Below are 26455 nucleotides of genomic sequence, written 5' to 3'. Positions count from 1 at the left end.
TTTACGCAGGATAATGCGATGGAAAAAATGCATCGAGCGGTTATCGCTCGATGTTATTCAGCGGTCCAGCCGCCCTCGACTGGCAGGGCGGCACCGTTGATCTGTGCTGCTGCGTCCGTTGCAAGGAAGGCTGCAAGCGCGCCGATCTGGGCGGTGGTCACAAATTCCTTCGTCGGCTGTTTATCCAGCATGACTTCGCGGATTACTGTTTCCCGATCCATGTTATGGGCTTTCATCTGATCGGGGATTTGCGCTTCGACAAGCGGGGTCAGCACATAGCCGGGGCAGATGGAATTGGCCGTGATTCTGTCAAGGGCAAGCTCAAGTGCCAGCGTTTTTGTGAAGCCGACAATACCGTGCTTTGCTGCCACATAGGCCGACTTGAATGGCGAGGCGACAAGTCCATGGGCCGATGCGATGTTGATGATCCGGCCCCAGCCAGCTTTCTTCATATGAGGAATTGCAGCCGCTGACGTGTGGAACGCCGAGGTCAGGTTGATCGCAATGATCCGGTCCCATTGCTCGGTCGGAAACTCTTCGACCGGTGCCACATGCTGGATGCCGGCATTGTTGACGAGGATATCGGCACTGCCCAAGGCTTCCACGCTCTTGTCAATCAGCGTGCGGCTGTCGTCAGCTTTGGACATATCGGCGCTGACATAGATCACGCTTACGCCATGTTCTGCGGCGATTGTTCTTGCTAAATCGTGGTCTTCGCTGCGGTCCGTGAACGAGTTGATCACAACATTGTGCCCGGAGCCCGCAAGCGCGTGGGCAATGCCAAGCCCGATGCCTGAATTGGAACCGGTGATAATCGCGGTTTTGCGGGCATTCGCATTTGGCATGTTTAAATTCCTCCCATTTGACGCGCAACTCTTCCGAAAACCGCTTTGCACTTTTCGGGATGCACTTTGAATTCTTCGTATAATGAGGAGGCGACAAGGCGTCGGCAAGTGATTATATAACAACAAAGCGAGGCGGTCAGGCGTTGACAATTGCGCCTTGCTACGCCACCTGAAAGCAGGCCCGTACCAAGAGCAGTTCCCGATGCGTGAAATATGGTTTCCATCGGCAATTGCGGCAGGACAAAAGAACAGAGCACAATGTCTTCCGAGACCGTCAGCTATTTTTCGCATCCATTTCCCCGTCGCCAATCCGTTGGCGTGAGCGTTGGCGGAGTTATCGTTGGCGGCAGCGAACCTGTTGTTGTCCAGTCGATGACCAATACCGATACGGCTGATATCGATGGCACAGTAGCGCAGGTTGCAGCTTTGCATCGCGCGGGTTCCGAGATCGTGCGCATCACGGTGGATCGTGATGAATCCGCTGCTGCCGTTCCAAAAATTCGTGAACGTCTTGAACGCCTCGGCATGAATGTGCCGCTGGTCGGAGACTTCCATTATATCGGCCACAAGCTACTCGCCGATCATCCGGCCTGTGCGGAAGCGCTCGCAAAATATCGCATCAATCCGGGCAATGTCGGCTTCAAGGACAAGAAGGACAAGCAGTTCGCCGATATCGTCGAAATGGCAATCCGCTACGACAAGCCTGTCCGTATCGGCGTTAACTGGGGTTCGCTTGATCAGGAATTGCTGACCACGCTGATGGATCGTAATCAGGCTGAGGGTGCGCCTTTGAGCGCGCAGGAAGTCATGCGTGAAGCCATTGTTCAGTCGGCGCTGATTTCGGCAAACCTTGCAGAAGAAATCGGCCTTAGCCGCGACAAGATCATCCTGTCGGCCAAGGTCAGTCAAGTGCAGGATCTGATCGCCGTTTACACAATGCTTGCACAGCGCTCCGATCATGCACTGCATCTCGGTCTCACCGAAGCGGGCATGGGTACCAAGGGGGTCGTCGCATCGTCTGCTGCCATGGGTATTCTGCTTCAGCAGGGCATTGGCGATACGATCCGTATCTCGCTGACGCCAGAGCCGGGCGGCGACCGCACGCGTGAAGTGCAGGTGGCACAGGAACTGCTGCAGACCATGGGCTTCCGTCAGTTCATTCCGATTGTTGCCGCGTGTCCGGGTTGCGGACGCACGACCTCAACCGTGTTTCAGGAACTGGCGCAGAATATTCAGGACGATATTCGTCGCAGTATGCCTGTCTGGCGCGAGAAATATCCGGGTGTGGAATCGCTTTCGGTGGCCGTCATGGGCTGCATTGTCAATGGTCCGGGCGAATCGAAACATGCCGATATCGGCATTTCGCTTCCCGGAACGGGCGAAACGCCGTCCGCACCGGTCTTTGTCGATGGCAAGAAGGTTACGACGCTACGCGGACCTGAGATTGCCGCTGATTTCCAGAAGATGGTTGCCGAATATATCGAAAACCGTTTTGGGCTTGATCGGAAGATCGCTGCTGGTCAGAACTGATTTCAGTTTGATACTGGGCGCGTTGCGACCTCCGGCATTGATTTGCGGGTTGCTGCCCAGAATATGAGCGTGAATAGGCTGATGCTTGCACCAAGCAGAGAAACGCCGTTCCAGCCTGCATAGGCATAGATCCAAGTTGAAATTGCCGAACCACTGGCGCTGCCGATGGAATAAAAAACCATATAGGCAGCAGTCAGTCGATTTTGCGCGTCTGGACGCACGCGATAGATCATTGCCTGATTGGTGACATGTACGGCCTGAAGCCCGAAATCAATTACCAGTACGCCTATAATCAGCCAGAGTAACGAATGCCCAAGCAGAGCAATCGGCAGCCATGAAACCAGCATGAGTGTAAGCGCTACGCCAGTCATACGTTGGCCGTGCCCGCGGTCGGCGGCGCTTCCTGCACGTGAAGCAGCAAGCGCGCCTGCAGCCCCTGCAAGACCAAACAAGCCGATTTGCGCATGGCTCAGTTCGAATGGCGGCGCGCTCAGGGGCATGACAAGTGGTGCAAGCAGCGTGGTGATATCCGCAAAGATCAGCATCGCGATGATTGCACGAATGCGCAGTACTGGCTCTGCTCGGAAGAGCGTTATCAGTGAAAGGATAAGGGTTGGGTAGGAGACGCTCGCCGCCTGGCGATGCTGTTGCGGCAGGCTGCGCCATAGAAGAAGCGAGATCAGCAAGGTCAGTGCTGCAGAACTGAGATAGACGCTGCGCCAGCCGCCAATGTCGGTAAGCGCTCCGGCTATGGCGCGCGCCAGCAGTATACCGAGCACGATGCCGCTTGTGACAATACCCACCACATGACCACGCCGTGCGGGATCTGCGAGACTTGCCGCATAGGCTACAAGCGCCTGAGTAACGACAGCCAGAAGGCCCGTCGCGGCCATTGCCAGGAGAAGTATGCCCGCACTTCCTGCGAAGCCAATGGCGAGCAGCGATAAAGCTGATAGCAGGAAATGAGCGATAATCAGCTTGCGTCGGTCGAAAAGATCGCCAAGAGGCACTAAAAAAATGAGGCCGATTGCATAGCCAATCTGGCTGGCGGCGACGATTAGGCCTGCGGTCGAACGCTTAAGCCCCATATCATCTGCCATCACATCAAGAAGCGGATGCGCGAAATAAACATTGGCCACTGCTAGGCCGCTGGCGATGGCGAATAGCAAAAGTGTCGCTTTAGAAAGCGCAGGGCGTGCGAGGTCATTCACAGCAGACGGTGCTGCTGCGTCAACGGAGGACGTCATGATTGGCTCCTATAAATGGTTTTAAAATGAAACCATTTTGCTTTTAGCTCGATTGGTTTTATATTGCAACCAAGTTGCAATGATGGAGTAAACATGGTTCGCAAGAAGAGCCTGAAAGGTGACTATTGCCCAAGTGCGCGCGCGCTTGATGTGATCGGGGATTGGTGGTCGCTGCTGATCGTACGTGAAGCATTTGACGGCGTAACGCGCTTCAGCGCTTTCCAGAAGAGCTTGGGTATAGCGCGCAACATACTCGCCGAGCGGCTACGTAAACTGACCGGTGAAGGGATTCTGGAATCAGTGCCCGATCCCAAAGGTGGCGCGCATCAGGAATACAGGCTCACAGCCAAGGGGCGTGATCTGTTGCCAGTCGTCGTCGCCTTGCGGCAATGGGGAGAGAACTATCTTTTCTCGCCTGATGAGCCGCATTCAAAGCTGGTCGATACGGCAAATGGTAAAGGTGTCGCGCAGCTGCAAGTTCGCGCACTTGATGGTCGCCCGCTCTCGGTCGATGACGTTGCCATCATCAAGGTGCGCGAAGAGGAGTTATAAAACTTTGTTTTTGACGCGCATCTTGTCCGAAAACTGGTTCCCATTTTTCGGGATACGCTCTAGTTTCTTTTAACTAACGCATGTTCGCGACCGCTAAATGACGCCATTTGAGCGCGATATGCTTTAGCTCTGGCGTTCTGCGATGAAGCGGGCAGCCTGCTTGAGAATAGTCGCGTCGTCGGCAAAAGGCTCGAGTAGGCTCTCGGCCTGAGCGACAAGGCCGGATAGCTGCTTGCGGGTCCAGTCAATGCCATGAAGCGCCACGAGTGTGGCTTTGCCAGCGGCGGCGTCTTTGCCGGTTGCCTTGCCCATAGCCGCCGCATCTGCGGTCACGTCGAGAAGATCGTCGGCGAGTTGGAAAGCAAGGCCGATTGCCGAGCCGAATTCGGCCATACGCTCACGGTCCTCGCGTGATGCGCCTGCAATGATTGCGCCCGCTTCACAGGCAAAGCGGATCAGTGCTCCGGTTTTCATCGCCTGCAGGGTTATAATGCCTGCTTCATCTGGCTTGTTATCTTCCGCCATCAGATCAAGCGCCTGACCGCCAGCCATGCCACCAACGCCGGATGCACGTGCGAGCGCCGATACAAGCTGGATGCGAATATCGGCAGGCAGATCGGTTTCGTCTGAAGCCACAATGTCGAACGCATAGGTCAGCAGGCTATCGCCCGCGAGTATGGCTGCAGCTTCATCATAAGCTTTGTGTACGGTTGGCTGGCCGCGCCGAATGTCGTCATCATCCATCGCCGGGAGATCATCATGGACAAGCGAATAGCAGTGAATGCATTCAAGCGCCGATGCAACGCGCAGGACCGCATCGCCGTGTTTGCCGAACAGGGCCGCACTCTCGACGACGAGGAAAGGGCGCAGCCTTTTTCCGCCGTTCAGCACGCCGTGGCGCATGGCTGCAAGCAGTCGCTCCGGGCGAGCCACTTCTCCAGTGCGCAAACGAAGATCCAGAAGCCCGACCAGCATTGTCTCGACTTCGAGCGCACGCAGGTTCAGGGATTGAGCAAAATCGACAGACACGTTTTCCATGCAGAAGGGGATGGACGAAAGCGCTGAATTGGTCAACTGGGCACAACGATCAGCACAGGCTTTTTCATCAAGCGGTCATCAAACGGCAAGTTTGTAGCAAGGACTGGTTGAATTTGGTGTTTGAATACCGCCACCGGCTTATGGAATCGGGTTCATTATTGTTAAGGAATAGTTTATGTCGCTTGAAAGGGATTAACGGGCGGTGGAAGTGGCAAAAATCATTCTCAAGAGCAAAGATGGGCGCAATTACTTGGCTGATCCCGTTTGGGGTGGCAGAATTGCCCTTATGCTCAAGATTTTGGTGGCACTTGCTATTCTTCCGCTTTTTCTGATCCTGATCTATTCGGTTCCCTTTGTGCGCCCGATTTCGACTTTGATGGTCAAGGATTATGTCCTCTTACGGGATGTCGACCGGCAGTGGGTTAGCATAGACGATGTGGCACCCGTTCTGGTGAATTCAGTCATGATGGCAGAGGACGGACAGTTCTGCAGCCATGGTGGCGTGGACTGGCATCAGCTCAGTCTGGTGCTTGATAACTCGGGCGAGGGTGGCCCGAGCCGTGGGGCCTCTACCATCACCATGCAGACGGTGAAGAATCTGTTTCTCTGGAACGGGCGTTCCTATATGCGTAAAGGACTTGAATTTCCTCTGGCAATTGCTGCCGATGCGGTGCTTTCGAAACGGCGTATCATGGAGATTTATTTGAATATCGCCGAATGGGGGCCGGGTATCTATGGAATCGAGGCTGCAGCTCAACATTATTTCAAGCGCCCCGCATCTCGCCTCACACCTCAGCAAGCAGCACTGCTTGCCGTAACGCTTCCCAATCCTGCTCTTCGCAATCCGGCTAAACCCACCCGAAACATGCAGCGCATCTCGCGCATTGTTGCCGGTCGCGCTTCACGAGCTGGTCCTTATGTGACGTGTGTGCGATAAACGCCTGGACCGGAAAAAAGATAAGACTCCGACTGGTCAAATGCCGCAAGAGCGTGTATAGGCACGTGACTTTCCGGAATTTTGTCCGATGTGACAGGCTCCTCGGGGCCGTGCCGGACGTTTGTTTATCGATCAGTGGAGCTGGATCCATGGCAGTACCAAAACGCAAAACGTCTCCGTCGAAGCGCGGCATGCGCCGTTCGGCAGACGCTCTCAAGGCCCCGACTTACGTCGAGGACAAGAACTCGGGCGAACTTCGTCGTCCGCATCATATCGATCTTAAGAGCGGTATGTATCGCGGCCGTCAGGTCCTCGAAGCTAAGGAATAAAGTCTGAAGCTGCATTGCAGCTGAAAGATGGATTTCAAAAACGCCGTTTCCGGTTTCCGGAAGCGGCGTTTTCTTTTTGAGAGTTTTGAATTACGAGGCCACTACAGCATAATTCCTTCAACTTGAATCAGTTTAACGTAAAATTATGCCGTAAATATAGAGTGTTAGAGCGACCTTTGTGCGCCCAAGAGGGCGCACGGCGCTCTAGTGTACGTCACCTCGAGATGACAAACTCAGCCAGCGTCGGCGTTGAACCCGGTGGCTTCGATGCCAGCAATCGCTGCGAGTTCATCATTGTCCGACGTGTCACCTGAAATGCCGACGGCGCCGATGATTTCATTTGATTCATCTTTAATCACGACGCCGCCCGGAACAGGGACGATTTTCCCACCAGATACGCCTGAGAGACCTTCCAGAAAATGCGGACGATCCTTGGCCTGATTGTGGAGCCAGCGTGAGCCGGTGCCAACAGCCAAAGCGCCAAATGCTTTACCAGAGGCGATCTCAAAGCGAAGAATTGAAGTTCCATCCTGTCGCTGAAAGGCCTTGAGATGGCCACCAGCGTCGAAGACTGAAACAACAATTGGCTTCAGTTGCAGTTCTGTGGCCTTGGCAAAAGCACCGGCAATGATCGCGTTCGCTTTTTCCAGCGTTAGTTGGGACATGGTTTTCTCCTTTGTTTGCATGGTGCTAATCTAACGGTTGTTGAGCAATGCGCATGGTCAAAAATGCATGCCTATCGAAGAAACTGATTATCATTTTGAGCGAAGGTGTCTTCTCGCAACCCTTGCGTCAGTTCTTGCAAAAGGGTTCATTTTGGGTTTTCTCTGTCAGTGATTTTTCAAGGAGGAAAGAATGACAGCCACAAATAATCCGAAGGCCATCGTTATTGCCAGCGCTGCCCGTACAGCGGTGGGGGCTTTCAACGGTGCCTTTGCCAACGTGCCAGCGCATGAGCTGGGTGCTGCTGTTATTGCGGCAGCTCTTGAACGCGCAGGCGTTGATGCGGTCGATGTGGACGAGGTCATTCTTGGTCAGGTGTTAACGGCAGGTGAGGGGCAGAACCCGGCCCGTCAGGCGGCAATGGCTGCTGGTTGCCCGCAAGAAACGACGGCTTTCTCAATCAACCAACTCTGCGGTTCCGGTTTGCGCTCTGTGGCGCTTGGTATGCAGCAAATTCTGTCAGGCGACGCAAAAATCATCGTGGCGGGTGGACAGGAGTCCATGTCAATGGCGCCACACTGCGCACATCTGCGCGGTGGCGTGAAAATGGGCGATTTCAAAATGGTCGACACCATGATGAAAGACGGCTTGGTCGACGCCTTTCACGGTTATCCCATGGGGATTACAGCGGAGAATATTGCCAAACAGTGGCAGTTGAGCCGCGAGGAACAGGATGTGTTTGCGCTTGCCTCCCAACATAACGCCGAGGCCGCACAGAAGGCCGGCCGCTTCGATGATGAAATCGTTCCTTTTACTGTGAAGAGCCGAAAGGGCGAGACGATCGTTTCCGCCGACGAATATATCCGTGCTGGCACGACCATTGAAGCACTTGCCAAGCTGAAGCCTGCTTTCGACAAGGAAGGCACGGTCACAGCGGGCAATGCCTCCGGCATAAATGACGGAGCTGCTGCCGTGGTTCTGATGGATGTGGACGAAGCTGTAAAACGCGGTGTCGAACCGCTTGCGCATATTGTTTCCTGGGCGACTGCGGGTGTCGATCCATCAATCATGGGGACGGGCCCAATTCCTGCGACAAGGAAAGCACTCGAAAAGGCAGGCTGGACTGTTTCTGATCTGGAGCTGGTTGAAGCCAATGAGGCTTTTGCAGCGCAATCCTGCGCTGTCGTGCGCGATCTCGGTCTTGATCCAGCAATTGTCAACGTCAATGGCGGCGCTATCGCTATTGGCCATCCGATTGGTGCCTCGGGTGCGCGTGTGCTGACAACGCTTCTCTATGAAATGAAACGGCGCAATGTGAAGCGCGGTCTGGCAACGCTATGCATCGGCGGCGGCATGGGTGTCGCCCTGTGTGTCGAGCGGTAATAGATGGGTAAAAGTTAACGCCGACATCGTTTGTATCAAAAATGGAGCGGCAAAGCTGGGCTGCTCTATGGGATTTGCGCCCGGTCGCTACCATATATGGTGAGAACAAAAGAGGAAAACCTGCAGATCAGCGATTCGTCGCCGATTCGTTCCGGCTTTGGCCTGAAGGTTAATGAAAATGGGTTCTCATGGGATGTGGGCGTTAACTAACTGTCAGGAAAGATTGATACTTTATAAACGATTGGGTTTCGCGCTTCTCTTGTACGAAAGCGTCAAAAGCAAAGGTTAACGTGCCTATCGTTTTGTTCTTACTTAAGCTCGAACCTTAACGCGAGTGATTCATCATATGGTGGGTCCGGGTTTCTTCACCACCATATGTGGCCGTGAACAAAAGGCGAAGAGCGCAGAAACAGCGATTCGTCGCCGATTCGTTCTGGAGTCGTTCTAGTTCTTAAGAGAGGCATTTGTTAAGATATGGAAACGCATATAATCAACGTCCCAATCTGTGTTCTCACTCCTATGGCCATTTGAAAGCCGTTTTGTTCTTTTCAGGGTGCGTTTGAGAACAGTTCCAGTTAAAACAGCGAAGGTTTTGCAGGGCGATAAAGGCCCTAAAACACTGAATGAAACTTAACAGGAGCGCTTTAAGCTCAAGTCATATAGTGCTATCGCATGGCATTTGTTCCGGGAATTCTATTATTGGCATGAACCATCTCCCTGCCCACGATCTGCCGCTAAGCTTGAGCGGCCGCGGTGTTACTGCGGTGCTGGGGCCAACAAATACCGGCAAGACACATCTCGCTATTGAGCGGATGTTGTCGCATGGCAGTGGCATGATAGGCCTTCCGCTGCGCTTGCTTGCGCGCGAGGTTTACAATCGTGTTGTCGAGAAGGTCGGAGCTGCTAATGTCTCGCTGATAACAGGCGAGGAAAAAATCACACCTCCCGGTTCGCGTTATTCAGTTTGCACCGTTGAAGCCATGCCACGTCGGACAGATATGCCTTTTGTGGCTATCGATGAAGTGCAGCTCGCGGGTGATCTGGAACGTGGTCACATCTTTACCGACCGTATTCTGCATCTGCGTGGGCGACAGGAAACCTTGTTGCTTGGTGCAGGCACCATGCGCGGCATTCTTGAAAAGCTTTTGCGCGGCATCACCGTGGTGACACGTCCGCGTCTGTCTCATCTTTCCTATGCGGGCGCCAAGAAAATCATTCGTCTGCCGAATCGCTCGGCTATCGTGGCGTTCTCAGCCGACGAAGTTTATGCGATTGCAGAACTGATCCGACGTCAGCGTGGTGGTGCTGCCGTGGTGATGGGTGCGCTCAGTCCACGCACCCGCAATGCGCAGGTTGAGCTTTATCAGTCGGGCGATGTCGATTTTCTGGTTGCGACCGATGCGATCGGCATGGGACTTAACCTTGATGTTGATCATGTGGCATTTGCACAGAACCGCAAGTTTGATGGCTACCAGTTCCGCGATCTGACACCCGCCGAGGTTGGTCAGGTCGCAGGTCGCGCTGGGCGTCATTTGCGTGACGGTACTTTTGGCGTGACAGGGCAGGTGCAGCCGCTTGACGATGAGCTTGTGGAGCGGGTCGAAGCGCATGCGTTTGATCCGGTGAAAGTGCTGCAGTGGCGGACGGGGAGGTTCGACTTTTCGTCGCTCAGTGATTTGCGTTATTCTCTGGAAACACCGACGCCCATCGAAGGGCTCACCAAAGCATTGCCTGCGGTTGATCAACAAGCGCTTGAAAATTTGTCGAAAGACGAAGACATTGTGCGGCTTGCAACGACGCCTGCGCGGATCGAACTTTTGTGGGATACCTGTGCGCTCCCCGATTATCGTAAGATCGCGCCGGCTCAACATGCCGATATCATTGCAACCATTTATCAGGATCTGGTCCGCCGAGGGAGCGTTGATGAAGATTATATGAGCGAACAGGTGCGCCGCGCAGACAGTACAGAGGGGGAAATTGACACTCTGTCGCATCGCGTGGCGCAAATCCGTACCTGGACTTTTGTGTCGCACAGGCCGGGATGGCTTGCCGATCCGACACACTGGCAGGAAAAGACGCGCGAAATTGAGGACAGACTGTCCGATGCGCTGCATGAAAGGTTGACGAAACGCTTTGTAGACCGCAGGACAAGCGTGCTTATGAGGCGCCTGAGAGAGAATGCCATGCTAGAAGCAGAAATCAGCCCGGCCGGTGACGTAATTGTCGAGGGCCACAATGTTGGGCAACTAGAAGGATTCCGGTTCACTGCCGACGTTCAGGCTGAAGGGCCGGACGCGAAGGCTGTGAAGACGGCTGCACAAAAGGCGCTTGCCGCCGAGTTCGAACGTCGTGCGGAGCGGTTTGCTGCGGCACCCAATGGCGATTTTGCGCTTGGGTCGGATGGCGTGATGCGCTGGGTTGGTGCAACCGTTGCAACGCTCGTCGCTGGCGACGATGTGTTGAAGCCGCGCGCAATCATTCTGGCCGACGAACAACTCACCGGATCAGCACGCGACAAGGTTGCTGCCCGTATTGAACGTTTTGTCGTGCACCATATCGAAACCGTATTGAAGCCACTGACTGATCTCAGTGCTGCTGACGCTTTGACCGGTATGACACGCGGCCTGGCTTTCCAGATCGTCGAAGGTCTTGGTATTCTTCAGCGCCGCGAAGTGACTGAGGAAGTACGGGGTCTGGATCAGGATTCGCGAGCAGCTCTTCGACGTCTCGGCGTACGGTTTGGTGCCTACCACGTTTTCATGCCAATGCTGCTGAAGCCCGCTCCGGCTGGCCTTATCACACTGCTCTGGGCTCTGAAGAATGATGGTCGTGAACGCGCTGGTTATGGCGATGTGGTCAATGTACTGGCCGCCGGTCGTACATCGGTCGTCGTTGATCCGGCTTTTGATCCGATGTTCTATCGTCTGGCCGGTTATCGCGTGCTTGGTCGTCGTGCCGTGCGTATCGATATTCTGGAGCGTCTTGCTGACCTCATTCGTCCGGCACTTGCCTGGCGTCCAGGTTCGGGTGCGCGTCCGGAAGGTGCCTATGACGGTGGCCGTTTCATCGTGACCCCTGCCATGATGTCCATTCTGGGCGCGACCGGCGAGGACATGGAAGAAATCCTCAAGAGCCTGGGCTATCGTCATGAAGCCATGGATGCAGCCGATGTAACGGCAAAGCTTGCCGAGCTCGATGCATTCGCTGCCGAAGCGACTGTCAAGGACACGGTCTTCAAGGCTGCCATACCTGTTGCAGTTTCAGTTGCAAGTGAAGGCGAAAAGCCTGCCGTCCCGGCAGCTGAGCCTGTGCCTGCACCAGTGGAAGCCGCTGTTGCTGAGACTGCTGCAGAAGCCCAGCCTGTTGCAGAAGCCCAGCCTGTTGCAGAAGCCAGGCCTGTTGCAGAAACAACTGAATCTCCGGCTGAAGAGCCGAAGCCTGTTCTTCTGTGGCGTCAGGGCCGCTTTGAAGGTCGCAACCGCAATCAGGATCAAAACCGTCAGCGCCACAATCGCCCACAGCATGGTGGTCAAGGTGCCGAGGCTCGCAAGTCCGAAAGTGGTTCAGAAGGCGGCGAAACGCAGAACACGCGTGACAATCGTGGCGGCAAGCGGTTTGACAAGAACCGTCGCAATCATGATGGTGCCGGTCAGAATCAAGGACAGAATCAGGGCCAAAACCAGAGTCAGGGCAAGCGCGAAGGCTTTAAGGGCAAGCCGCGTGATGGTGATCGTAACCGTCAGCCAAAGCGCGACAATGCAGGCCAGCAGGGCAATAAGCGTTTCGAGCAGGAACGTCCTGTAAGAGTCGATCCCGATTCGCCTTTTGCAAAGCTTCTTGCTCTTAAGGAGCAACTGAAGAAGTAAGATGGCGACCGAAGCGATTGCAAGGCAGCGTATCGACAAGTGGCTGTTCTTTGCGCGCGTGGTCAAATCAAGATCGCTGGCGGCGAAACTCGCCGTCGGCGGCAAAGTTCGTGTTAATCGCGACAAGATCGAGCAGGCCTCGCATCAGGTGAAAGTCGGTGATGTTTTAACCATCACCCTTGAGCGGCGCATTGTGGTCTACAAGATATTGTCTGGCGGAGAGCGGCGTGGTCCAGCTCCAGAAGCGCAGCTTCTTTACGAAGATCTGACGCCACAGCCCACTCAACAATCTGAAACCGATGAAGCTATGCAGCCCCGACGCGAAAGCGGTACAGGCCGTCCGACCAAGAAAGAACGGCGCGACACAGACCGGTTGCGCGGTGGTTGATGCGGACGCGTTGCCGCAGTATTACGCGGCAGCGTGACGAAAATTGCGCATTAAAGCGTTAAATTAAAAGCTCTTTCCGTGATTGATGCCATAAATGGAACGTCGTTTCAGATGTTCGTGACATATTGATATTGCGGCGTTTCGGCCCTTGTCATAGGACAATAAAGTCGCTACCTCACCGTTGGCGATTGCAAAGGCATGAGCTGGCAAGCAAGCCACACGCCGTACACCATATGCGTGACACATATGTCGTGACCGGAGCGAACCATTCAGATGTCCGATCTGAGTGTTCAAACAGCCAGTTCAGGATAGATAAGCCGTTCCTTCAAATAGAAGGTTGGCAACAGGAGTTGGACAATGACTTATGTCGTGACCGATAATTGCATTCGTTGCAAATATACGGACTGCGTCGAGGTTTGTCCTGTCGACTGTTTCTATGAGGGCGAGAACATGCTCGTCATTAATCCAGACGAATGCATTGATTGCGGCGTCTGTGAGCCTGAATGCCCAGCGGAAGCCATCAGCCCGGATACCGAGCCGGGTCTCGACAAATGGCTTGAGCTGAACGCGGAATATGCGGCCAAGTGGCCAAACCTGACCGCCAAGAAGGACGAGCTCCCGGAAGCCAAGGAAATGGATGGCGTAACGGGTAAGCTTGAGCAGTTCTTCTCGGCGGAACCAGGCTCGGGCGACTAAAAATCGCATTGCGGGCGCGTTTTGTCTGCACGGTTGCGCGAATACAGCCTATTTTAAGGGCGTCTAAAGTTGCCGAAAGTAAGATATTTGGCAATTTGTTGATTCTTGCGCAAAATTGTGTTAAGTTGCACAGATAATTTCGGTGACTGGACGTCAACTCGTGGCGCAAACGCATTAATCTCTGAAAGGGCTATATTTTTTTACTGGGCTGTATGGCACCGGAACGGATTTTTGCGATTTCGCGTCCGTCCCTAACCAACCTTCCCGGTAGATAAATCTGTGTCCGAGACGCGCTTCCAGTTCAAACCGCAACGACTTCCGTAGCTCTCCCAAGAGGTGCGGTCGAAATCATGTGTAAACCGGCGAGTTGCGCCGGGCACAACAGGGAGTATTGAAGCGTATGTCATCCCAGCAGAAGAAGACTCCGGCTCGTCAGGGTTTCAAGACCGGTGAATCGATTGTATATCCAGCTCACGGCGTTGGCCAGATCGTCGCGATCGAAGAGCAGGAAGTAGCCGGTCATAAGCTTGAGCTTTTTGTTATCGACTTTGAAAAAGACAAAATGCGCCTCAAGGTGCCAGTCGCTAAGGCTGTAACCATTGGTATGCGCAAGCTGTCGGAAACCGATTATGTCGAGCGCGCATTGAAGGTCGTTCAAGGCCGTGCGCGCGTGAAACGTACCATGTGGTCGCGCCGTGCGCAGGAATATGATGCAAAGATCAATTCCGGCGACCTCATCATGATTTCTGAAGTCGTTCGCGATCTGCATCGCGCTGAAAATCAGCCTGAACAGTCTTATTCCGAGCGTCAGCTTTATGAAGCAGCCCTCGACCGTATGGCGCGCGAAATCGCTGCCGTGAACAAGCTTTCTGACACGGAAGCTGTTCGTCTTATCGAAGCAAATCTCGCCAAGAGCCCGAAACGCACCAAGGCTGATGCTGATGCGGAAGGTGATGCTGACGGCGATGAAGTCGAAGCAGCGTAATAAACGCTCGCATTGTTCTCTAAAAAGCCCGGTTCTGCCGGGCTTTTTATTTATCTGAATTAGAACAGACCAAGTTGTGTGCTTCTAAGATACCTATTTTTCAATGGGGTCTTATCTAAAGCCGCTTTGGACTTTTGGCTCAAGTGCTCTATTTTCCTGCAATGTCAAAGATTTATAGTGCGTAAATGGAACCGGAAGGTTCTTGCCGCGTTGTTAAGCAGCACCAGTTCGTAAACGGGTTTGTTTTGCGGCGTATCAGTCTGGCCTCAGAGCAGGTCTGTAAAAGGCATTTTGAACGAATACGTGACGTTCATTCAATTGTTCTTCGCAGAGCTGGAATATCTTTTGTCTTGCGCTTCCAATTTTTTTGAAAGCCTCGCAGTCAGAACAGGAGAACCAGATGAAGACGTCATCCACGAGCCGTTCCTCCACCGTTCCAGCAGTGCGTTTGCCAATGGCGGCGCGCAACATGCCACCAGCTGCCGCCTCTTCTCCCCAGTCAATGATCCGCAACGCAATGTCCGCTCCTTATCTGGAGCGCGAAGAAGAACGCGCGCTGGCCATTCGCTGGAAAGAAAACAAAGATCAGGAAGCACTTCATCGTATCACCGCGTCGCATATGCGATTGGTGATTTCCATGGCCGGGCGCTTCCGTAAGTTCAAGTTGCCAATGAGCGATCTCATTCAGGAAGGGTATGTGGGTTTGCTCGAAGCGGCTGCGCGCTTTGACCCTGAACGAGATGTGCGCTTTTCGACTTATGCGTCGTGGTGGATACGCGCTTCGATGCAGGATTACATTCTGCGCAACTGGTCTATTGTCCGCGGCGGCACAAGTTCTGCACAAAAGTCGCTATTTTTTAATCTTCGTCGTCTGCGCTCCAAGCTTGCTCAGGAAGATGAGACGATGAGCAAGGCGGAAATCTATAGCCAGATTTCCACTCAGCTTGGTGTTTCTGCAAGCGATGTCGAATTCATGGATAGCAGGCTCTCTGGGTCAGACAGTTCGCTCTCGGCTTCGGTGAACAGCGATGAATCCGGTGGATCCAGCCGCATGGATTTTCTTGTCGATGATCATCCATTGCAGGATGAGGTGGTGGAAAGCACCATCGACATGGAGCGCCGGGTAAGCTGGCTTCACACAGCCCTTCATGCGCTGAACGAGCGTGAGTTGCACATTATCCGGGAGCGTCGGCTTGATGATGACGGTGTGACATTGGAAGCCTTGGGCGAAAAGCTCGGCATTTCGAAAGAGCGTGTCAGGCAAATTGAGAGCCGGGCTATGGAAAAGCTCAAGCTTGCCCTATTGGATCAGCACGAAATGGCCGCCTATCAGGCTTAAAGTTTTTCCTGGAGCGATCCTACGCAAAACTACTTCGGACTTTTTGGCGATGTTCTAATTGCCTTTAAGCCGGGGCGACCAGTCTTCTACCTTGCGATTTTCGAGACGGCGGACAGCATAACGCTTCCAGCCGTCTGCAAGGTGTGGGATCTGAGCCATCTCAGTAAGCTGATCATAGTTGAGCATATCGACGTAAAGCAGATGCCAGATCCGTTGCAGCGTCCATTCTGGTGATAGCCGCTCGACGAGCAGCATCGCATCGCTCTCAGCAATGACCCCTTCTTCAAGAACACGATAATACCAGCCGGTGCGTCCGGTTTTTTGAACCCGCACGGCCATACCCGGTACATCAAAACGTGCATTGAGTTTCCAGCAAGGCTGTCGGCCTTGCGACACTTCCACCAGCGCTGTACCAATGCGAAAGCGATCACCGACTGCAACATTGTGCTCGGTCAGTCCGGTCGTGGAAATATTCTCGCCAAAAGCGCCAGATGCATCAAGACGAGGATTGTCACCTACATCCTTACGCCAATCGGCATAATGATCGTGTGGATAGTGATGGACGGCCTTTTCTGGGCCGCCATGCACTTTTCTGTCGCCTTGCTCATCGCATTCAAGACCGTCACGAAGAAGCCTTACGCGGCCAGAAACGGGCTTCTTATCAATGCCGCTCGGTGCCTGTCGTTCTCCCAATGGAGCGATCTTTCCGGCAAGCAATGCACTGATACAGATTTCCACTTCTGGGGCATCCTTATTCGCTAATGAGCTTTACCCGATCACCAACCGACACCGTCGCGCCAGCAGACATCGCATTGAGCAAACGGAACAATTCAAGCTTGCGGGTTGTGCCTTGCATGCGTGCGGAAAGGCTCGCCATCGTATCGCCCGGCTTCACAGTAACGACGCGGATGCGCAAAGGCTTGATCGCCTCCTGTTCGGCTGGTGACAGCAAGCGGAAGGATTGCGTGACGGTTTGCGATGCGGGAAGCAAGGTATTGCTGCCCTTCGGCGCTGCGGTGAGGAAGCGATAAACCTTATTGTTTGCGCCAATTACCACAATGTCGAACTGCCAGCGGTCGGCGCTTGCGCGCGCGGTTGCGGCAGGCAGGCCATTGATGGTGATCGGACGGATCGAGCTTTCGTCAAGACCTGTTACCCAGCCCGATTTGATATAATCGGTGAGGCTTGAACCTGAAGGCAAAGATGCGCCGTCAAAACGGATCGCCACTTCACCCGGACCGCTTGCCATAACGGCATTGGCCGAATTGTCGATCGTGAAGCCTTCTGGTGCGGTGAAGGTCACGCCCAGTTTTGGATGAATGAAGGTCTGCTCCCGAACATAGCCTTCATTGGGCGAGTCGCCATAAAGCAGGCCATCAATCCCGTTGAGGAAGGAATCGCGGTCTGTCGTGCCAACTCCGGGCGCACCAATACGGCGTGCATGTCCGAGCGCAAGCTGAATGCGCTGCGGGGTGGCAGGGTGGCTTGCGAGGAAATCTAGGCTTGCATCCGTTGCGCCAGAAACCGATCGGAAGTCCGTATAGGCTTCCATCGACTGCAGGAAGCGCGCGGATGCAAAGGGATCGTAGCCCGCTTCACCGATCATCTTGATGCCAATGGCGTCGGCCTGCAGTTCCTGATTGCGTGAGAATTGCGCTAGGCGCAGTTTGCCGCGAATGGTAGCTTCCCGGCTTGCGCTCTCATTATGCAGGACTTCCGTCGCGACACGTCCGGCAATTGCCGTTTCGGCTTCCTTCTCCTGACGAAGGATACCGTGATTAGCAACAACATGGCCCATTTCGTGGGCGATAACAGCTGCGACTTCCGAGGAATCATTGGCAAGCGCCAGCAAGCCGCGCGTTACATAAAGAAAGCCGCCGGGCAGTGCGAAGGCATTGATATTAGGACTATCAAGAATAGTGATGCGATAGGTCTGATCCGGCTTGTCGGAAACTGTCGTCAGATTGCCAACGATCTTGGCAACCATGCGCTCAAGCCTCTGATCCTTGTATTCGCCGCCATAGGTGGCAAGGATGCGTGGGTGCTGCTGCGCGCCGATCTGTGCCAGACGGTCGTTGCGGGTGACGTTTTCAACCGTTACCGGATTTGAGGATGGCTGAAGGCCAAGATCCTTGCTTGAATTGATCGACTGACAGCCTGAAATCAAAGCAAGAGCAAGCAAGCCAAGACCGATGGCTGGTTTCCGCCAATTGCGCTGCATCCGTTCTGGCAGAGAGACTGGAAGACACAGGGAGGCCCGGGCACGGGTCTGTTGACGGATCAGTATTTTACCCTCGCAATTGAATCAGCGTCGATATCTTGGCGCAAATCTAGCTACAGACTGAATATCCTACAAGAAGCAGATCAGCGTTCTAAGCCGTTCTTCAAGCTGATTGCGAACAAAATATGTCCACAACCGTAACATTAGGAGTGTTTCCTGCTGCGTTTGAATCGCAGGGGCACTCTAAATTTTTGCCTGTTCACCGATATAGCGTTTCAATGCTTCCGGTCCAGATGGTGATAGCAACTCGCGTGCGGGCCCCTGAGCGGAAATCTGTCCGCTGTCGAGAAACAGCAACAATGCATCGAGATAGATGGCATCTTCAGGAGTATGGGTGACCATCAACACGGTCATGGCGTTTTCGTGTTGCAGTTCACGCACAAGATCAAGCATCTGATGACGCAACGCCGGTCCCAATGAAGCGAAAGCCTCATCAAGCAAAAGCACGGGTCGCTCGCGCACCAGTGCACGCGCTATCGCCACGCGCTGACGTTCGCCACCGGAAAGCGCTTCAGGTTTACGCTGTTCTTTCCCTCGAAGGCCGACGCGGGCAAGAGCGTTAGCAACGGTTTCGCGGTCCATTTGACTGAGTTTTAGATCGGGCGAACGCCCAAGTCCGACATTCTGTTCGACCGTCAGATGGGCGAAGAGATTGTTTTCCTGAAACACCATCGAGACAGGTCGAGATGCTGGCGGCAGGCGGGTGACGTCTGTCGTGCCGATCAGAATTTTCCCAGACTGTGGTGTTTCGAACCCGGCAATGAGATTGAGAAAAGTGGATTTACCCGAGCCACTGGGGCCGACAATCGCTGCGATGACACCGCCCGGCACTGTCGCATCGAAATTCATAGTGGTTTCGCCATAGCTGAAACGCACATCCTGAAAGCAGATATCAGCCAGATTGGCTTTAGGCGGCTGGGCATTCATGGACGGGACGTTTCCTTTCGGGCTGCGGCGCGGTCTGCAATAATCATCAGACCAAGACACAGCAGGCCGAGGATAAGCGCAAGGCCTGCTGCGTCGAATGTGCGATAGCTGCCCATGCGTTGGAACAGAAGATAGGGCAGAGTTAGCAATGCGTCGCTGCCGAACAGGGCGATAGTGCCGAGATCGCCGAGAGACAGTGCCATGGCAAAGGCAAAAGCCATTCCGAATGGTCTGCGGATGGACGGCCAATCGATAAGTCTCAACCGGTTAAAGCCTGTGATTCCAAGCTGTGCGCAAAGTCGGTTATGGCGCGCCGCCGATGTGTCCCATGCCGGCCTGAGTAGCCGTACTGCGAATGGCATTGCCATGGCGGCGTTGACCGTTACGACCATGAAGGGGGCCATAACGAATGGGTCGGTGAAATGGCGTAGCAGAATGAACCAGCCTGCACCCAAAACGATGGGCGGCATCACCAATATGAGGCTGGCGCCAGTGTCGAAGAGATTGGCAAGACGTATGCTGCGTGTCGCCTCACGCGCGATTACCAGTGAGAGCGAGAGAATGACGGAAAGAAGGGCGGCAGAAAAACCAAGTGCGATGCTGGTAGAGATAGCGCGCCATACGGTCCATTCGCTTAACAAGCGTATGAGATCGGCCGCGAGGCCTGAAATGACAACGCCTGAAACGGGCAGCGCCACATAAAGAAAGCCGATAGCGATGGCGAAAATATTGAAAACCCGTTCTCGCTTGGATGGGGTGCCATAGCGTCTGGCTGTCGCCGCTAGGGTGAAACCCTCTTCTGACGGCCGTCCAGTCAGGCGCAATCCCAGCAAGATCGCCAGTGTGAGCGCGAGTTGTGCCAGGGTGAGGGCTACGGCTCGTGCCGGATCAAAGTCGAAATGCAGGCTTTGGTAGATGGCGACTTCAAGCGTTGTTGCGCGAGGGCCGCCGCCAAGCGTCAGCACAGTGGTAAAACTGGTGACACAGAGCATAAATATGAGGCCGATCATGCCTGGCAGGTTGCGGCGAATGACCGGCCATTCGATGAAACGGAAGCGCGGTGTGCTGCGCATACCAAGCTGCGAGGAAAGTTTCGAGTAATCAGCGGGGATCGTTTCATAAGCGGCAAGAATGAGCCTGACCGCCAGCGGCATATTGAAAAACACATGCGCAATCAGAATGCCGGTGATGCCGTAAACATCGGGAGAAACCGGGTAGCCTGCCGATTGCGAAAGCTGCGCGATAAATCCATTGCGCCCATAAATGCTGGTGATACCCAGCACAGTCACAAGGGCTGGCAGCGCCAACGGCAGCGCGAACAGACGCAGAATCAGACCACGTCCCGGAAAGCTTGTTTCCGAATACAGCGCGCGCGCCACAGGAATTGCAAACAGCACTGATAGAAGGCTCGATGCTGCCGCCTGCAGAACGGTGAACCGGGCAACCCTGAGTAGGTAGCTGTCGAAATAGACATCCGTGTTAAAACCACTGGCCTCCATCGCCAGAGCAAGGAGAGATCCGCCGACCAGAACCGCCAGAAAGCCAAGCGCTAATATGCCTGCAAGTGGTTTCATCGCAGGCGTTTGTCTTGCGCGGCTGATGGTCAGCGGGTTGTTCATTTGCTGGAGGCTTTAAGCCATTCGTCGACCCAAGCCTTGCGGTTCTTTGCAACCTCATCAGCAGGGATCAGAAGTGTCTTTTCAGGCTTTGGCAACTTGTCGAAAGCGTCAGGAAGGGGAGTGGAAGTTTTGCCAGCCGGGAACATCCAGTTGGTTTCCGGGATTACATCCTGAAAGCCGGGGCCGGTCATGAAGGCAAGAAATTTCTGTGCCAGCGGGTTCTTGGCACCAGTGGTTGTCTGTGCCGCCAGCTCGATCTGCAGGTAGTTGCCTTCTGGATAGGCCAGCGCCTTATAGCGTTCGGTGTTTTCCGCGACCATGTGATAGGCAGGCGATGTCGTATAGGAGAGCACCATTGGTGCTTCGCCCTTGGTGAAAAGACCATAGGCTTCCGACCAGCCCGGCGTCACCGTCAGGATGCGCTTTTGCAGCTTTTCCCAAGCTTCATCGGCCTGATCGCCATAGACTGATTTGATCCACAGTAGAATGCCAAGGCCGGGTGTTGAAGTCCGCGGGTCCTGAATGACGATTTTCTGCGACGGATCACCGTCGACCAGTTCCTTCAGGCTTTGCGGTGGGTTGGGCAGTTTCTCGGAATCATAGACGATAGCGAAGTAGCCATAGTCATAAGGTACAAAAACATCGTCCTTGAAGTCACCCGGCACTTTGACATTGGACAGATCAATACCGCTTGGCGCGAAATAGCCCGTGGCACGTGCTTCTGTTGTGAGGTTCGTGTCTAGACCAAGCACGATGTCGGCTTTTGTGTTGCCGCCTTCCAGCTTCAGGCGATTGAGAAGGGCGACGCCATCAGCCGATGCGATCCATTCCAGCTCGCAATCGCATTCCTTCTCGAAGTTTTCCTTCACCTTGGGGCCGGGACCCCATTCGGAAACGAAACTGTCATAGGTATAGATTGTGAGCTTGTTTTTTGCCTGAGCAGCCGGTGCAAAGGCAAAAGCTGCAGAGAGCGATAAGGTCAGCAGAGATAAAAGCCGCATAACGGCAGGTCCTTTCTTTTACTTAAAGGATTGAGCGCCGTTATCGATAAATCGGGCAGCATCTAATCCCTCCGCCGGTATAAGCCGGATCAGGTTCAGCGGGTTAGCCGGAGTACGGCTTCTCAGCTATTCAATGGTTGAATGGCACCCCGTTAGAGCAGGGCCGACAATAGAGCCTTGCAAAGAGAAGGGCAAGGGATGCTTCCGCATCAACATGCAGGCTTCCGGGTAGAATTAACGCGTGTTATGAGCGATTTATGAGCACATTTGTTATTCTTCTCGGCGGCGATCTCGTCGTCACGGAACGCTTGAAACGGCAGATAGCTGGCGCGCGAGTTCTTGCTGCGGACGGCGGGATGCGCCACGCGGAAGCCCTTGGGGTTGAGCCCGAACTTTGGTTGGGAGATTTCGATTCAACCTCCGACGCATTGAAAGAGAAATATGCGCATGTGCCGCAAAGAACCTTTCCCGCTGCCAAGGATATGACGGATGGTGAGCTTGCGCTTGAGGAAGCCTTTGAGCGTGGAGCGAGTAAGGTCATTCTCTGCGGTGCTTTTGGTGGCTCGCGTACCGATCACACCTTGCTGCATCTGACTATGGCAACCGCGCAAGTCGCAAAAGGCAGAGACATTCTTCTGTCCAGCGGAGCGGAGGAAGCATGGCCATTGGTCGCAGGAGACTATGTTTATGATTTACCCGACGGCACATCTTTTAGCGTTGTGAATTTCTGCACCGTTGAAGGGCTTACAATCACAAATGCCGAGTGGCCGTTAGACAATGTGACCTTGCCGTTTGGTTCATCGTGGACTGTCTCCAATATTGTGCGTGGAACTCTTTGCGTTTCAGCGCGTTCAGGTCTTGCGATACTTGTAGCGAACTTGAGTGAGGAGGCTCATTTTCAGGGCAGCTGCTAACCTTAAAAATTGAAACTGCTTGACGCTGACAGGTGAAACGTATTGTAAATGGGTCAAGCGGGTATGATCTGCTTTACGCCGAAGTTGGGGACGCAAAGTCGGTGTTGGTGTAACTCTAGTAGGAGATTGTTTCATGAAGTCACGTCTTTCCATGATTGCAATCGTCGGTGCGCTTGCGTTCTCAACAGCAGCATGCACGACGGGTGAACAACGTACTGCCGGTTATGGTGTCGGTGGTGCAGCTCTTGGTGCGCTCGCAGGCGGCGCAATCGGTGGCAATGGTCGTGGTGCTTTGACCGGGGCTGCCATTGGTGCTGTCGGCGGTACGCTTCTCGGTGCTGCGACAACCCGTAACAATGTTCAGTATTGTCGTTACCGCGATAATTACGGTCGCGTTTACGAAGCACCTTGTAACTAAGACGGGTTGGTCCGTTTAGCGGGATCAAAGTTTAAAAACAGGCCGGGGAAACCCGGCCTGTTTGTTTTTTGACGGTTCCATTTGACAGAACGGCTTTTGTCCCCGACAAGCAGGGCGGAATTTTCAACCGCTTTTTTCAAAGAGAACCATGGCACCTCCGCTTCTTCGCCTCGACCAGATCAAGCTCACCTTTGGCGGCACACCGCTTTTGGAGGAAGCTGCCCTTTCTGTGAGTGAGGGCGACCGCATCGCGCTGGTCGGCCGCAACGGTTCAGGCAAGTCCACTTTGCTCAAAATCGCGGCCAATATGGTCGAGCCGACCTCGGGCGAAGTGTTCAAGCATCCGGGCGCGACGGTTCGTTATCTGCCGCAGGTGCCGGACCTTGATGGTTTTCCCAATGTACGTGCATATGTCGAAGCCGGGCTTGGACCGGCAGATGATCCGCATCGCGTAACCTATCTTCTTGAGCATCTGGGCCTTACTGGCGAAGAAAAACCCGATCATCTGTCTGGTGGTGAGGCGCGCCGTGCAGCCCTTGCACGCGTGATCGCGCCGCAGCCTGATGTGCTGTTGCTTGATGAGCCGACAAACCATCTCGATCTCAATACCATTGAATGGCTGGAAGACGAACTGCGTCAGATCCGTTCGGCTATCGTGTTGATCTCGCATGACCGTCGCTTTCTTGAAAATGTCAGCCGTTCGACTGTGTGGCTTGATCGCGGCATTACCCGTCGCATCGATCAGGGCTTTGCGCATTTTGAGGAATGGCGTGACAAGGTTCTGGAAGAGGAAGAACGCGATCTGCACAAGCTTGGCCGCCAGATCGCACGCGAAGAGCATTGGTTGCGCTATGGCGTGACGGCTCGCCGCAAGCGCAACGTGCGTCGTCTTGGTGAGCTGCATTCGATGCGGTCGGAGTTTCGCAATCATCGCAAGGCGCAAGGCAATGCTGTTCTGGCAGCAAGCGATTCCAAGGAATCCGGCAAGCTTGTCATTGAAGCGAAAAAGCTCAACAAAGCTTATGATGAGCGCGTACTGGTCCGAGATTTTTCGACTCGTGTTCAACGCGGTGACCGGATCGGGCTTGTTGGTCCTAACGGGGCAGGCAAGACCACACTTTTGTCAATGCTTACTGGCAAGCTTCAACCAGACTCAGGCACTTTGCGCCTTGGTGTCAATCTCGAAATGGCCGAACTTGATCAGAAGCGTGAAAGCCTCAATCTGGATGATACGCTGGCGCATTATCTGACCGATGGTCGCGGCGAAAGCCTCATCGTCAACGGTGAGCAGCGCCATGTCGTTTCTTACATGAAGGACTTTCTTTTCCAGCCTGAACAGATACGCACGCCGATCCGTGAGCTGTCAGGCGGTGAAAGAGCGCGTCTTATGTTGGCGCGCGTTCTGGCAAGGCCTGCCAATCTGTTGATCCTTGACGAGCCGACCAATGATCTCGACATGGAGACGCTCGATCTTTTGCAGGAACTGGTTTCCGGATTCCCTGGCACGGTCATTCTCGTCAGCCATGATCGCGATTTCCTTGACCGCACTGTGACCTCTGTGATTGCGCCGGAAGGTGATGGCAACTGGCTCGAATATGCTGGTGGCTATGCCGATATGATGGCGCAGCGCAAAGAACAGGCTTTGGCGCGCCGCAATGTGAAGGCCGCTGCCGCACGCGCCGACGAAAAGGGCAATGAGGCTGTGCAGCCCAAGCGAGAGGAAAAGCGCAAGCTTTCCTACAAGCAGAAATTTGCACTTGAAAGCCTGCCGGGCAAAATGGATGCGCTGGCAAAGGAAATCACCGTTCTGGAAGGGAAGCTGGCTGATCCGCAGCTGTATGCCAAAGATCCAACGCTGTTTGCCAAGACGGCCGATATTCTTGAAAAGAAGCGCACAGAGCATTCTTCCATGGAAGAAGAATGGCTGGAATTGGAGATGCTGAGGGAAGAGATCGAGGGATAATTTCTTATCCCTCGACGACCGATTCTAAGCACTTGCCTTGTTGAGCAGCGCGATAGCTTCCGCATCCAGTTTTATCTGCGTTGCGTCGATCAGTTCACCAAGCTGGGCAGAACGCGTTGCACTGGCAATGGGTGCAGTGATTGCCGGATGGGCAATCAGCCAGGCAATCGCAATCTGCGCAGGTGTGGCATCATTTGCGCGGGCAACCTGATCGAGCGCCGCAATAATGCGTGATCCACGATCGGTCAGGTATTTTTCGACGGATGAGCCGCGCGCACTCTGCCCAAGATCATCCTTCGAACGGTATTTACCCGTCAGGAAGCCGGCTGCGAGCGCGTAATAGGGAATGACGCCCAGCTCATTGTCACGGCAGATTGCTTCAAGTCCGCTTTCAAAACCCGAACGATCATAGAGATTGTAAAGTGGCTGCAAAGTTTCATAGCGCGGCAGATTGTGTTTGCTGGACGTATCAAGCGCTTCGGTGAGACGTTCTGGGGTGAGGTTTGATGCGCCGATAGCGCGCACTTTGCCAGCGGCCATGAGCTCTTTATATGTTCCCAGCACATCCTCGAACGGTGTTTCCGGGTCGTCCCAGTGAGACTGGTATAGATCGATATAGTCGGTTTGGAGCCGCTTGAGGGAGGCATCGACGGCTTTGCGGATATAAGTGGGAGAAAGGCCTTTTTCGTCCGGCCCCATTTCTGAGCCAACTTTGGTGGCGATGACGACTTTATGGCGCAGGCCGCGGGATTTCAGCCAGTTGCCGATAATAGTTTCGGATTCACCACCAGTGTTTCCTGTCGCCCATGCGGAATAGACATCCGCCGTGTCGATGAAATTAAGTCCTGCATCGACAAAACGGTCGAGAAGCGAAAATGAAGTCGCTTCGTCGACCGTCCATCCAAATACGTTGCCGCCAAAACAAAGCGGCGAAACTTCGAGTTCAGTACGTCCGAGCTTTCTAAACTCCATGGACCCTATCCTCTTCCTGTGCATACGACCCCTTGCGGACCCGCAGGGTTACGATTTCAGGAAGAGAGTCGGGCCCTTAAAGTCAGCCCATGCCCAATGCATCCATATAGAGCTGGAGCATGGCTTCTTCTTCCTGACGTTCATGGTCTTCTTTTTTACGCAGACGAATAATGGTCCTTACGACCTTGCTGTCAAACCCCGAACCCTTCAATTCCGCGTAAACTTCCTTGATATCGTCGCCGATGGTCTTTTTTTCTTCTTCGAGACGTTCAATGCGCTCGATGAAAGCACGCAACTGGCCAACAGCAATTGTCTGGGCTTCGCTGGTAATGTCGTCGCTCACGGGTTTCTCCAATTCAAAGTCGATTATGAATGCAAGCAATAGCGGTTTGTTTCGACGCGCGTATCGTCACCGGAAAGCCGGTTCCATCTTTTCTGCGACATGCTGTAAAGGAACGGCGCGATTGTCGAAAGTCTGAAACGTTTTTCGTGCGAGTCGCGAGCAAAATTAAGAGGCTTTGGGGCCATTTATCGCCTTTTGGCTGTGGATAGCGGGTAAAGG

The 26455-nt window shown here is 54.1% G+C and carries 24 protein-coding genes and 1 riboswitch; of the genes, 13 read left to right on the top strand and 11 right to left on the bottom strand.

Annotated elements, in window-relative coordinates:
* Positions 1–53 precede the first annotated feature (53 nt).
* The gene (locus CES85_RS19400; RefSeq protein WP_095447381.1) at positions 54–845 is read right to left on the bottom strand and encodes a 3-hydroxybutyrate dehydrogenase; all 792 of its coding nucleotides are present in this window, start codon (positions 843–845) and stop codon (positions 54–56) included.
* 258 nt (positions 846–1103) lie between these two features.
* Between CES85_RS19400 and ispG the strand changes: the two genes are divergently transcribed.
* Positions 1104–2375 (top strand): flavodoxin-dependent (E)-4-hydroxy-3-methylbut-2-enyl-diphosphate synthase, encoded by a 1272-nt coding sequence (gene ispG / locus CES85_RS19395; protein ID WP_064322460.1) that lies wholly within the window; start codon positions 1104–1106, stop codon positions 2373–2375.
* Between the two features lie 2 nt (positions 2376–2377).
* Here ispG and CES85_RS19390 read toward each other — a convergent pair whose 3' ends face one another.
* Complete coding sequence (locus tag CES85_RS19390) at positions 2378–3622, bottom strand: MFS transporter (protein WP_095447380.1); 1245 nt, start codon at positions 3620–3622, stop codon at positions 2378–2380.
* Positions 3623–3715: 93 nt separating this feature from the next.
* On the opposite strand from CES85_RS19390, the gene CES85_RS19385 reads away from it, so the two are divergent.
* Entirely contained in the window at positions 3716–4174 is a 459-nt protein-coding gene (locus CES85_RS19385) for a winged helix-turn-helix transcriptional regulator (RefSeq protein ID WP_095447379.1), read from the top strand.
* Between the two features lie 123 nt (positions 4175–4297).
* Here the strand turns inward: CES85_RS19385 and CES85_RS19380 are convergent, their stop codons facing one another.
* A complete protein-coding gene (locus CES85_RS19380; protein WP_095447977.1) occupies positions 4298–5212 on the bottom strand; it encodes a polyprenyl synthetase family protein in 915 nt (304 codons plus the stop codon).
* 208 nt (positions 5213–5420) lie between these two features.
* On the opposite strand from CES85_RS19380, the gene mtgA reads away from it, so the two are divergent.
* A complete protein-coding gene (gene mtgA, locus CES85_RS19375) occupies positions 5421–6149 on the top strand; it encodes a monofunctional biosynthetic peptidoglycan transglycosylase (protein WP_191907309.1) in 729 nt (242 codons plus the stop codon).
* Between the two features lie 149 nt (positions 6150–6298).
* A complete protein-coding gene (gene rpmF / locus CES85_RS19370) occupies positions 6299–6478 on the top strand; it encodes a 50S ribosomal protein L32 (RefSeq protein ID WP_006467787.1) in 180 nt (59 codons plus the stop codon).
* Positions 6479–6711: 233 nt separating this feature from the next.
* Here rpmF and CES85_RS19365 read toward each other — a convergent pair whose 3' ends face one another.
* Complete coding sequence (locus CES85_RS19365; protein ID WP_095447377.1) at positions 6712–7143, bottom strand: GlcG/HbpS family heme-binding protein; 432 nt, start codon at positions 7141–7143, stop codon at positions 6712–6714.
* A gap of 190 nt (positions 7144–7333) precedes the next feature.
* On the opposite strand from CES85_RS19365, the gene CES85_RS19360 reads away from it, so the two are divergent.
* The 6 genes from CES85_RS19360 to CES85_RS19335 all read left to right on the top strand — a co-directional run bounded on the left by CES85_RS19360 (position 7334) and on the right by CES85_RS19335 (position 15798).
* On the top strand, positions 7334–8524 hold the full coding sequence (locus CES85_RS19360; protein WP_095447376.1) for an acetyl-CoA C-acetyltransferase: 1191 nt from the start codon (positions 7334–7336) through the stop codon (positions 8522–8524).
* Positions 8525–9228: 704 nt separating this feature from the next.
* Positions 9229–12390, top strand: a complete 3162-nt coding sequence (locus CES85_RS19355) for a helicase-related protein (protein ID WP_095447375.1) — start codon at positions 9229–9231, stop codon at positions 12388–12390.
* A 1-nt stretch (position 12391) separates the two neighbouring features.
* Positions 12392–12778: an RNA-binding S4 domain-containing protein gene (locus CES85_RS19350; RefSeq protein ID WP_095447374.1), complete on the top strand. Its 387-nt coding sequence runs from the start codon at positions 12392–12394 to the stop codon at positions 12776–12778.
* Between the two features lie 357 nt (positions 12779–13135).
* On the top strand, positions 13136–13474 hold the full coding sequence (gene fdxA / locus CES85_RS19345; protein ID WP_007876747.1) for a ferredoxin FdxA: 339 nt from the start codon (positions 13136–13138) through the stop codon (positions 13472–13474).
* 400 nt (positions 13475–13874) lie between these two features.
* Complete coding sequence (locus CES85_RS19340) at positions 13875–14459, top strand: CarD family transcriptional regulator (protein ID WP_095447373.1); 585 nt, start codon at positions 13875–13877, stop codon at positions 14457–14459.
* Between the two features lie 400 nt (positions 14460–14859).
* Positions 14860–15798, top strand: a complete 939-nt coding sequence (locus CES85_RS19335) for an RNA polymerase factor sigma-32 (RefSeq protein WP_095447372.1) — start codon at positions 14860–14862, stop codon at positions 15796–15798.
* A 54-nt stretch (positions 15799–15852) separates the two neighbouring features.
* Here the strand turns inward: CES85_RS19335 and CES85_RS19330 are convergent, their stop codons facing one another.
* The 5 genes from CES85_RS19330 to thiB form a co-directional block, all read right to left on the bottom strand.
* The gene (locus tag CES85_RS19330; protein ID WP_095447371.1) at positions 15853–16536 is read right to left on the bottom strand and encodes an MOSC domain-containing protein; all 684 of its coding nucleotides are present in this window, start codon (positions 16534–16536) and stop codon (positions 15853–15855) included.
* 13 nt (positions 16537–16549) lie between these two features.
* The gene (gene cdlP, locus CES85_RS19325; RefSeq protein WP_095447370.1) at positions 16550–18019 is read right to left on the bottom strand and encodes a cell division protease CdlP; all 1470 of its coding nucleotides are present in this window, start codon (positions 18017–18019) and stop codon (positions 16550–16552) included.
* 243 nt (positions 18020–18262) lie between these two features.
* Positions 18263–19006 carry a thiamine ABC transporter ATP-binding protein gene (gene thiQ, locus CES85_RS19320; protein WP_095447369.1) on the bottom strand — a complete coding sequence of 248 codons (744 nt, stop codon included), beginning with the start codon at positions 19004–19006 and terminating at the stop codon, positions 18263–18265.
* Entirely contained in the window at positions 19003–20613 is a 1611-nt protein-coding gene (gene thiP, locus CES85_RS19315) for a thiamine/thiamine pyrophosphate ABC transporter permease ThiP (RefSeq protein ID WP_191793452.1), read from the bottom strand. Before thiP ends, thiQ begins: the two co-directional genes overlap by 4 nt.
* Positions 20614–20621: 8 nt before the next feature.
* Positions 20622–21626: a thiamine ABC transporter substrate binding subunit gene (gene thiB / locus CES85_RS19310; RefSeq protein WP_095447367.1), complete on the bottom strand. Its 1005-nt coding sequence runs from the start codon at positions 21624–21626 to the stop codon at positions 20622–20624.
* A gap of 49 nt (positions 21627–21675) precedes the next feature.
* Positions 21676–21788: riboswitch (TPP riboswitch) on the bottom strand.
* A gap of 95 nt (positions 21789–21883) precedes the next feature.
* Here thiB and CES85_RS19305 point away from each other — a divergent pair.
* The 3 genes from CES85_RS19305 to CES85_RS19295 all read left to right on the top strand — a co-directional run bounded on the left by CES85_RS19305 (position 21884) and on the right by CES85_RS19295 (position 24921).
* Positions 21884–22540, top strand: a complete 657-nt coding sequence (locus CES85_RS19305; RefSeq protein ID WP_095447366.1) for a thiamine diphosphokinase — start codon at positions 21884–21886, stop codon at positions 22538–22540.
* Positions 22541–22673: 133 nt separating this feature from the next.
* Entirely contained in the window at positions 22674–22958 is a 285-nt protein-coding gene (locus tag CES85_RS19300; RefSeq protein WP_094578220.1) for a YMGG-like glycine zipper-containing protein, read from the top strand.
* A 148-nt stretch (positions 22959–23106) separates the two neighbouring features.
* Positions 23107–24921 (top strand): ABC-F family ATP-binding cassette domain-containing protein, encoded by a 1815-nt coding sequence (locus tag CES85_RS19295; protein WP_095447365.1) that lies wholly within the window; start codon positions 23107–23109, stop codon positions 24919–24921.
* A 24-nt stretch (positions 24922–24945) separates the two neighbouring features.
* Here CES85_RS19295 and CES85_RS19290 read toward each other — a convergent pair whose 3' ends face one another.
* On the bottom strand, positions 24946–25893 hold the full coding sequence (locus CES85_RS19290) for an aldo/keto reductase (protein WP_095447364.1): 948 nt from the start codon (positions 25891–25893) through the stop codon (positions 24946–24948).
* Positions 25894–25975: 82 nt separating this feature from the next.
* Entirely contained in the window at positions 25976–26236 is a 261-nt protein-coding gene (locus tag CES85_RS19285) for a DUF2312 domain-containing protein (RefSeq protein ID WP_007876730.1), read from the bottom strand.
* Positions 26237–26455 lie beyond the last annotated feature (219 nt).

This window comes from Ochrobactrum quorumnocens (assembly GCF_002278035.1).
GTDB lineage: Bacteria > Pseudomonadota > Alphaproteobacteria > Rhizobiales > Rhizobiaceae > Brucella > Brucella quorumnocens.
This window is presented reverse-complemented; position numbering and strand designations above follow the sequence as displayed.

Excerpts from the sequence above, each read along its gene's own strand:
- CES85_RS19400 (WP_095447381.1), bottom strand. The coding sequence starts at position 845 with ATGCCAAATGCGAATGCCCGCAAAACCGCGATTATCACCGGTTCCAAT.
- ispG (WP_064322460.1), top strand. The coding sequence starts at position 1,104 with ATGTCTTCCGAGACCGTCAGCTATTTTTCGCATCCATTTCCCCGTCGC.
- CES85_RS19390 (WP_095447380.1), bottom strand. The coding sequence starts at position 3,622 with ATGACGTCCTCCGTTGACGCAGCAGCACCGTCTGCTGTGAATGACCTC.
- CES85_RS19385 (WP_095447379.1), top strand. The coding sequence starts at position 3,716 with ATGGTTCGCAAGAAGAGCCTGAAAGGTGACTATTGCCCAAGTGCGCGC.
- CES85_RS19380 (WP_095447977.1), bottom strand. The coding sequence starts at position 5,212 with ATGGAAAACGTGTCTGTCGATTTTGCTCAATCCCTGAACCTGCGTGCG.
- rpmF (WP_006467787.1), top strand. The coding sequence starts at position 6,299 with ATGGCAGTACCAAAACGCAAAACGTCTCCGTCGAAGCGCGGCATGCGC.
- CES85_RS19365 (WP_095447377.1), bottom strand. The coding sequence starts at position 7,143 with ATGTCCCAACTAACGCTGGAAAAAGCGAACGCGATCATTGCCGGTGCT.
- CES85_RS19360 (WP_095447376.1), top strand. The coding sequence starts at position 7,334 with ATGACAGCCACAAATAATCCGAAGGCCATCGTTATTGCCAGCGCTGCC.
- CES85_RS19355 (WP_095447375.1), top strand. The coding sequence starts at position 9,229 with ATGAACCATCTCCCTGCCCACGATCTGCCGCTAAGCTTGAGCGGCCGC.
- CES85_RS19350 (WP_095447374.1), top strand. The coding sequence starts at position 12,392 with ATGGCGACCGAAGCGATTGCAAGGCAGCGTATCGACAAGTGGCTGTTC.
- fdxA (WP_007876747.1), top strand. The coding sequence starts at position 13,136 with ATGACTTATGTCGTGACCGATAATTGCATTCGTTGCAAATATACGGAC.
- CES85_RS19340 (WP_095447373.1), top strand. The coding sequence starts at position 13,875 with ATGTCATCCCAGCAGAAGAAGACTCCGGCTCGTCAGGGTTTCAAGACC.
- CES85_RS19335 (WP_095447372.1), top strand. The coding sequence starts at position 14,860 with ATGAAGACGTCATCCACGAGCCGTTCCTCCACCGTTCCAGCAGTGCGT.
- cdlP (WP_095447370.1), bottom strand. The coding sequence starts at position 18,019 with ATGCAGCGCAATTGGCGGAAACCAGCCATCGGTCTTGGCTTGCTTGCT.
- thiQ (WP_095447369.1), bottom strand. The coding sequence starts at position 19,006 with ATGAATGCCCAGCCGCCTAAAGCCAATCTGGCTGATATCTGCTTTCAG.
- thiB (WP_095447367.1), bottom strand. The coding sequence starts at position 21,626 with ATGCGGCTTTTATCTCTGCTGACCTTATCGCTCTCTGCAGCTTTTGCC.
- CES85_RS19305 (WP_095447366.1), top strand. The coding sequence starts at position 21,884 with ATGAGCACATTTGTTATTCTTCTCGGCGGCGATCTCGTCGTCACGGAA.
- CES85_RS19300 (WP_094578220.1), top strand. The coding sequence starts at position 22,674 with ATGAAGTCACGTCTTTCCATGATTGCAATCGTCGGTGCGCTTGCGTTC.
- CES85_RS19295 (WP_095447365.1), top strand. The coding sequence starts at position 23,107 with ATGGCACCTCCGCTTCTTCGCCTCGACCAGATCAAGCTCACCTTTGGC.
- CES85_RS19290 (WP_095447364.1), bottom strand. The coding sequence starts at position 25,893 with ATGGAGTTTAGAAAGCTCGGACGTACTGAACTCGAAGTTTCGCCGCTT.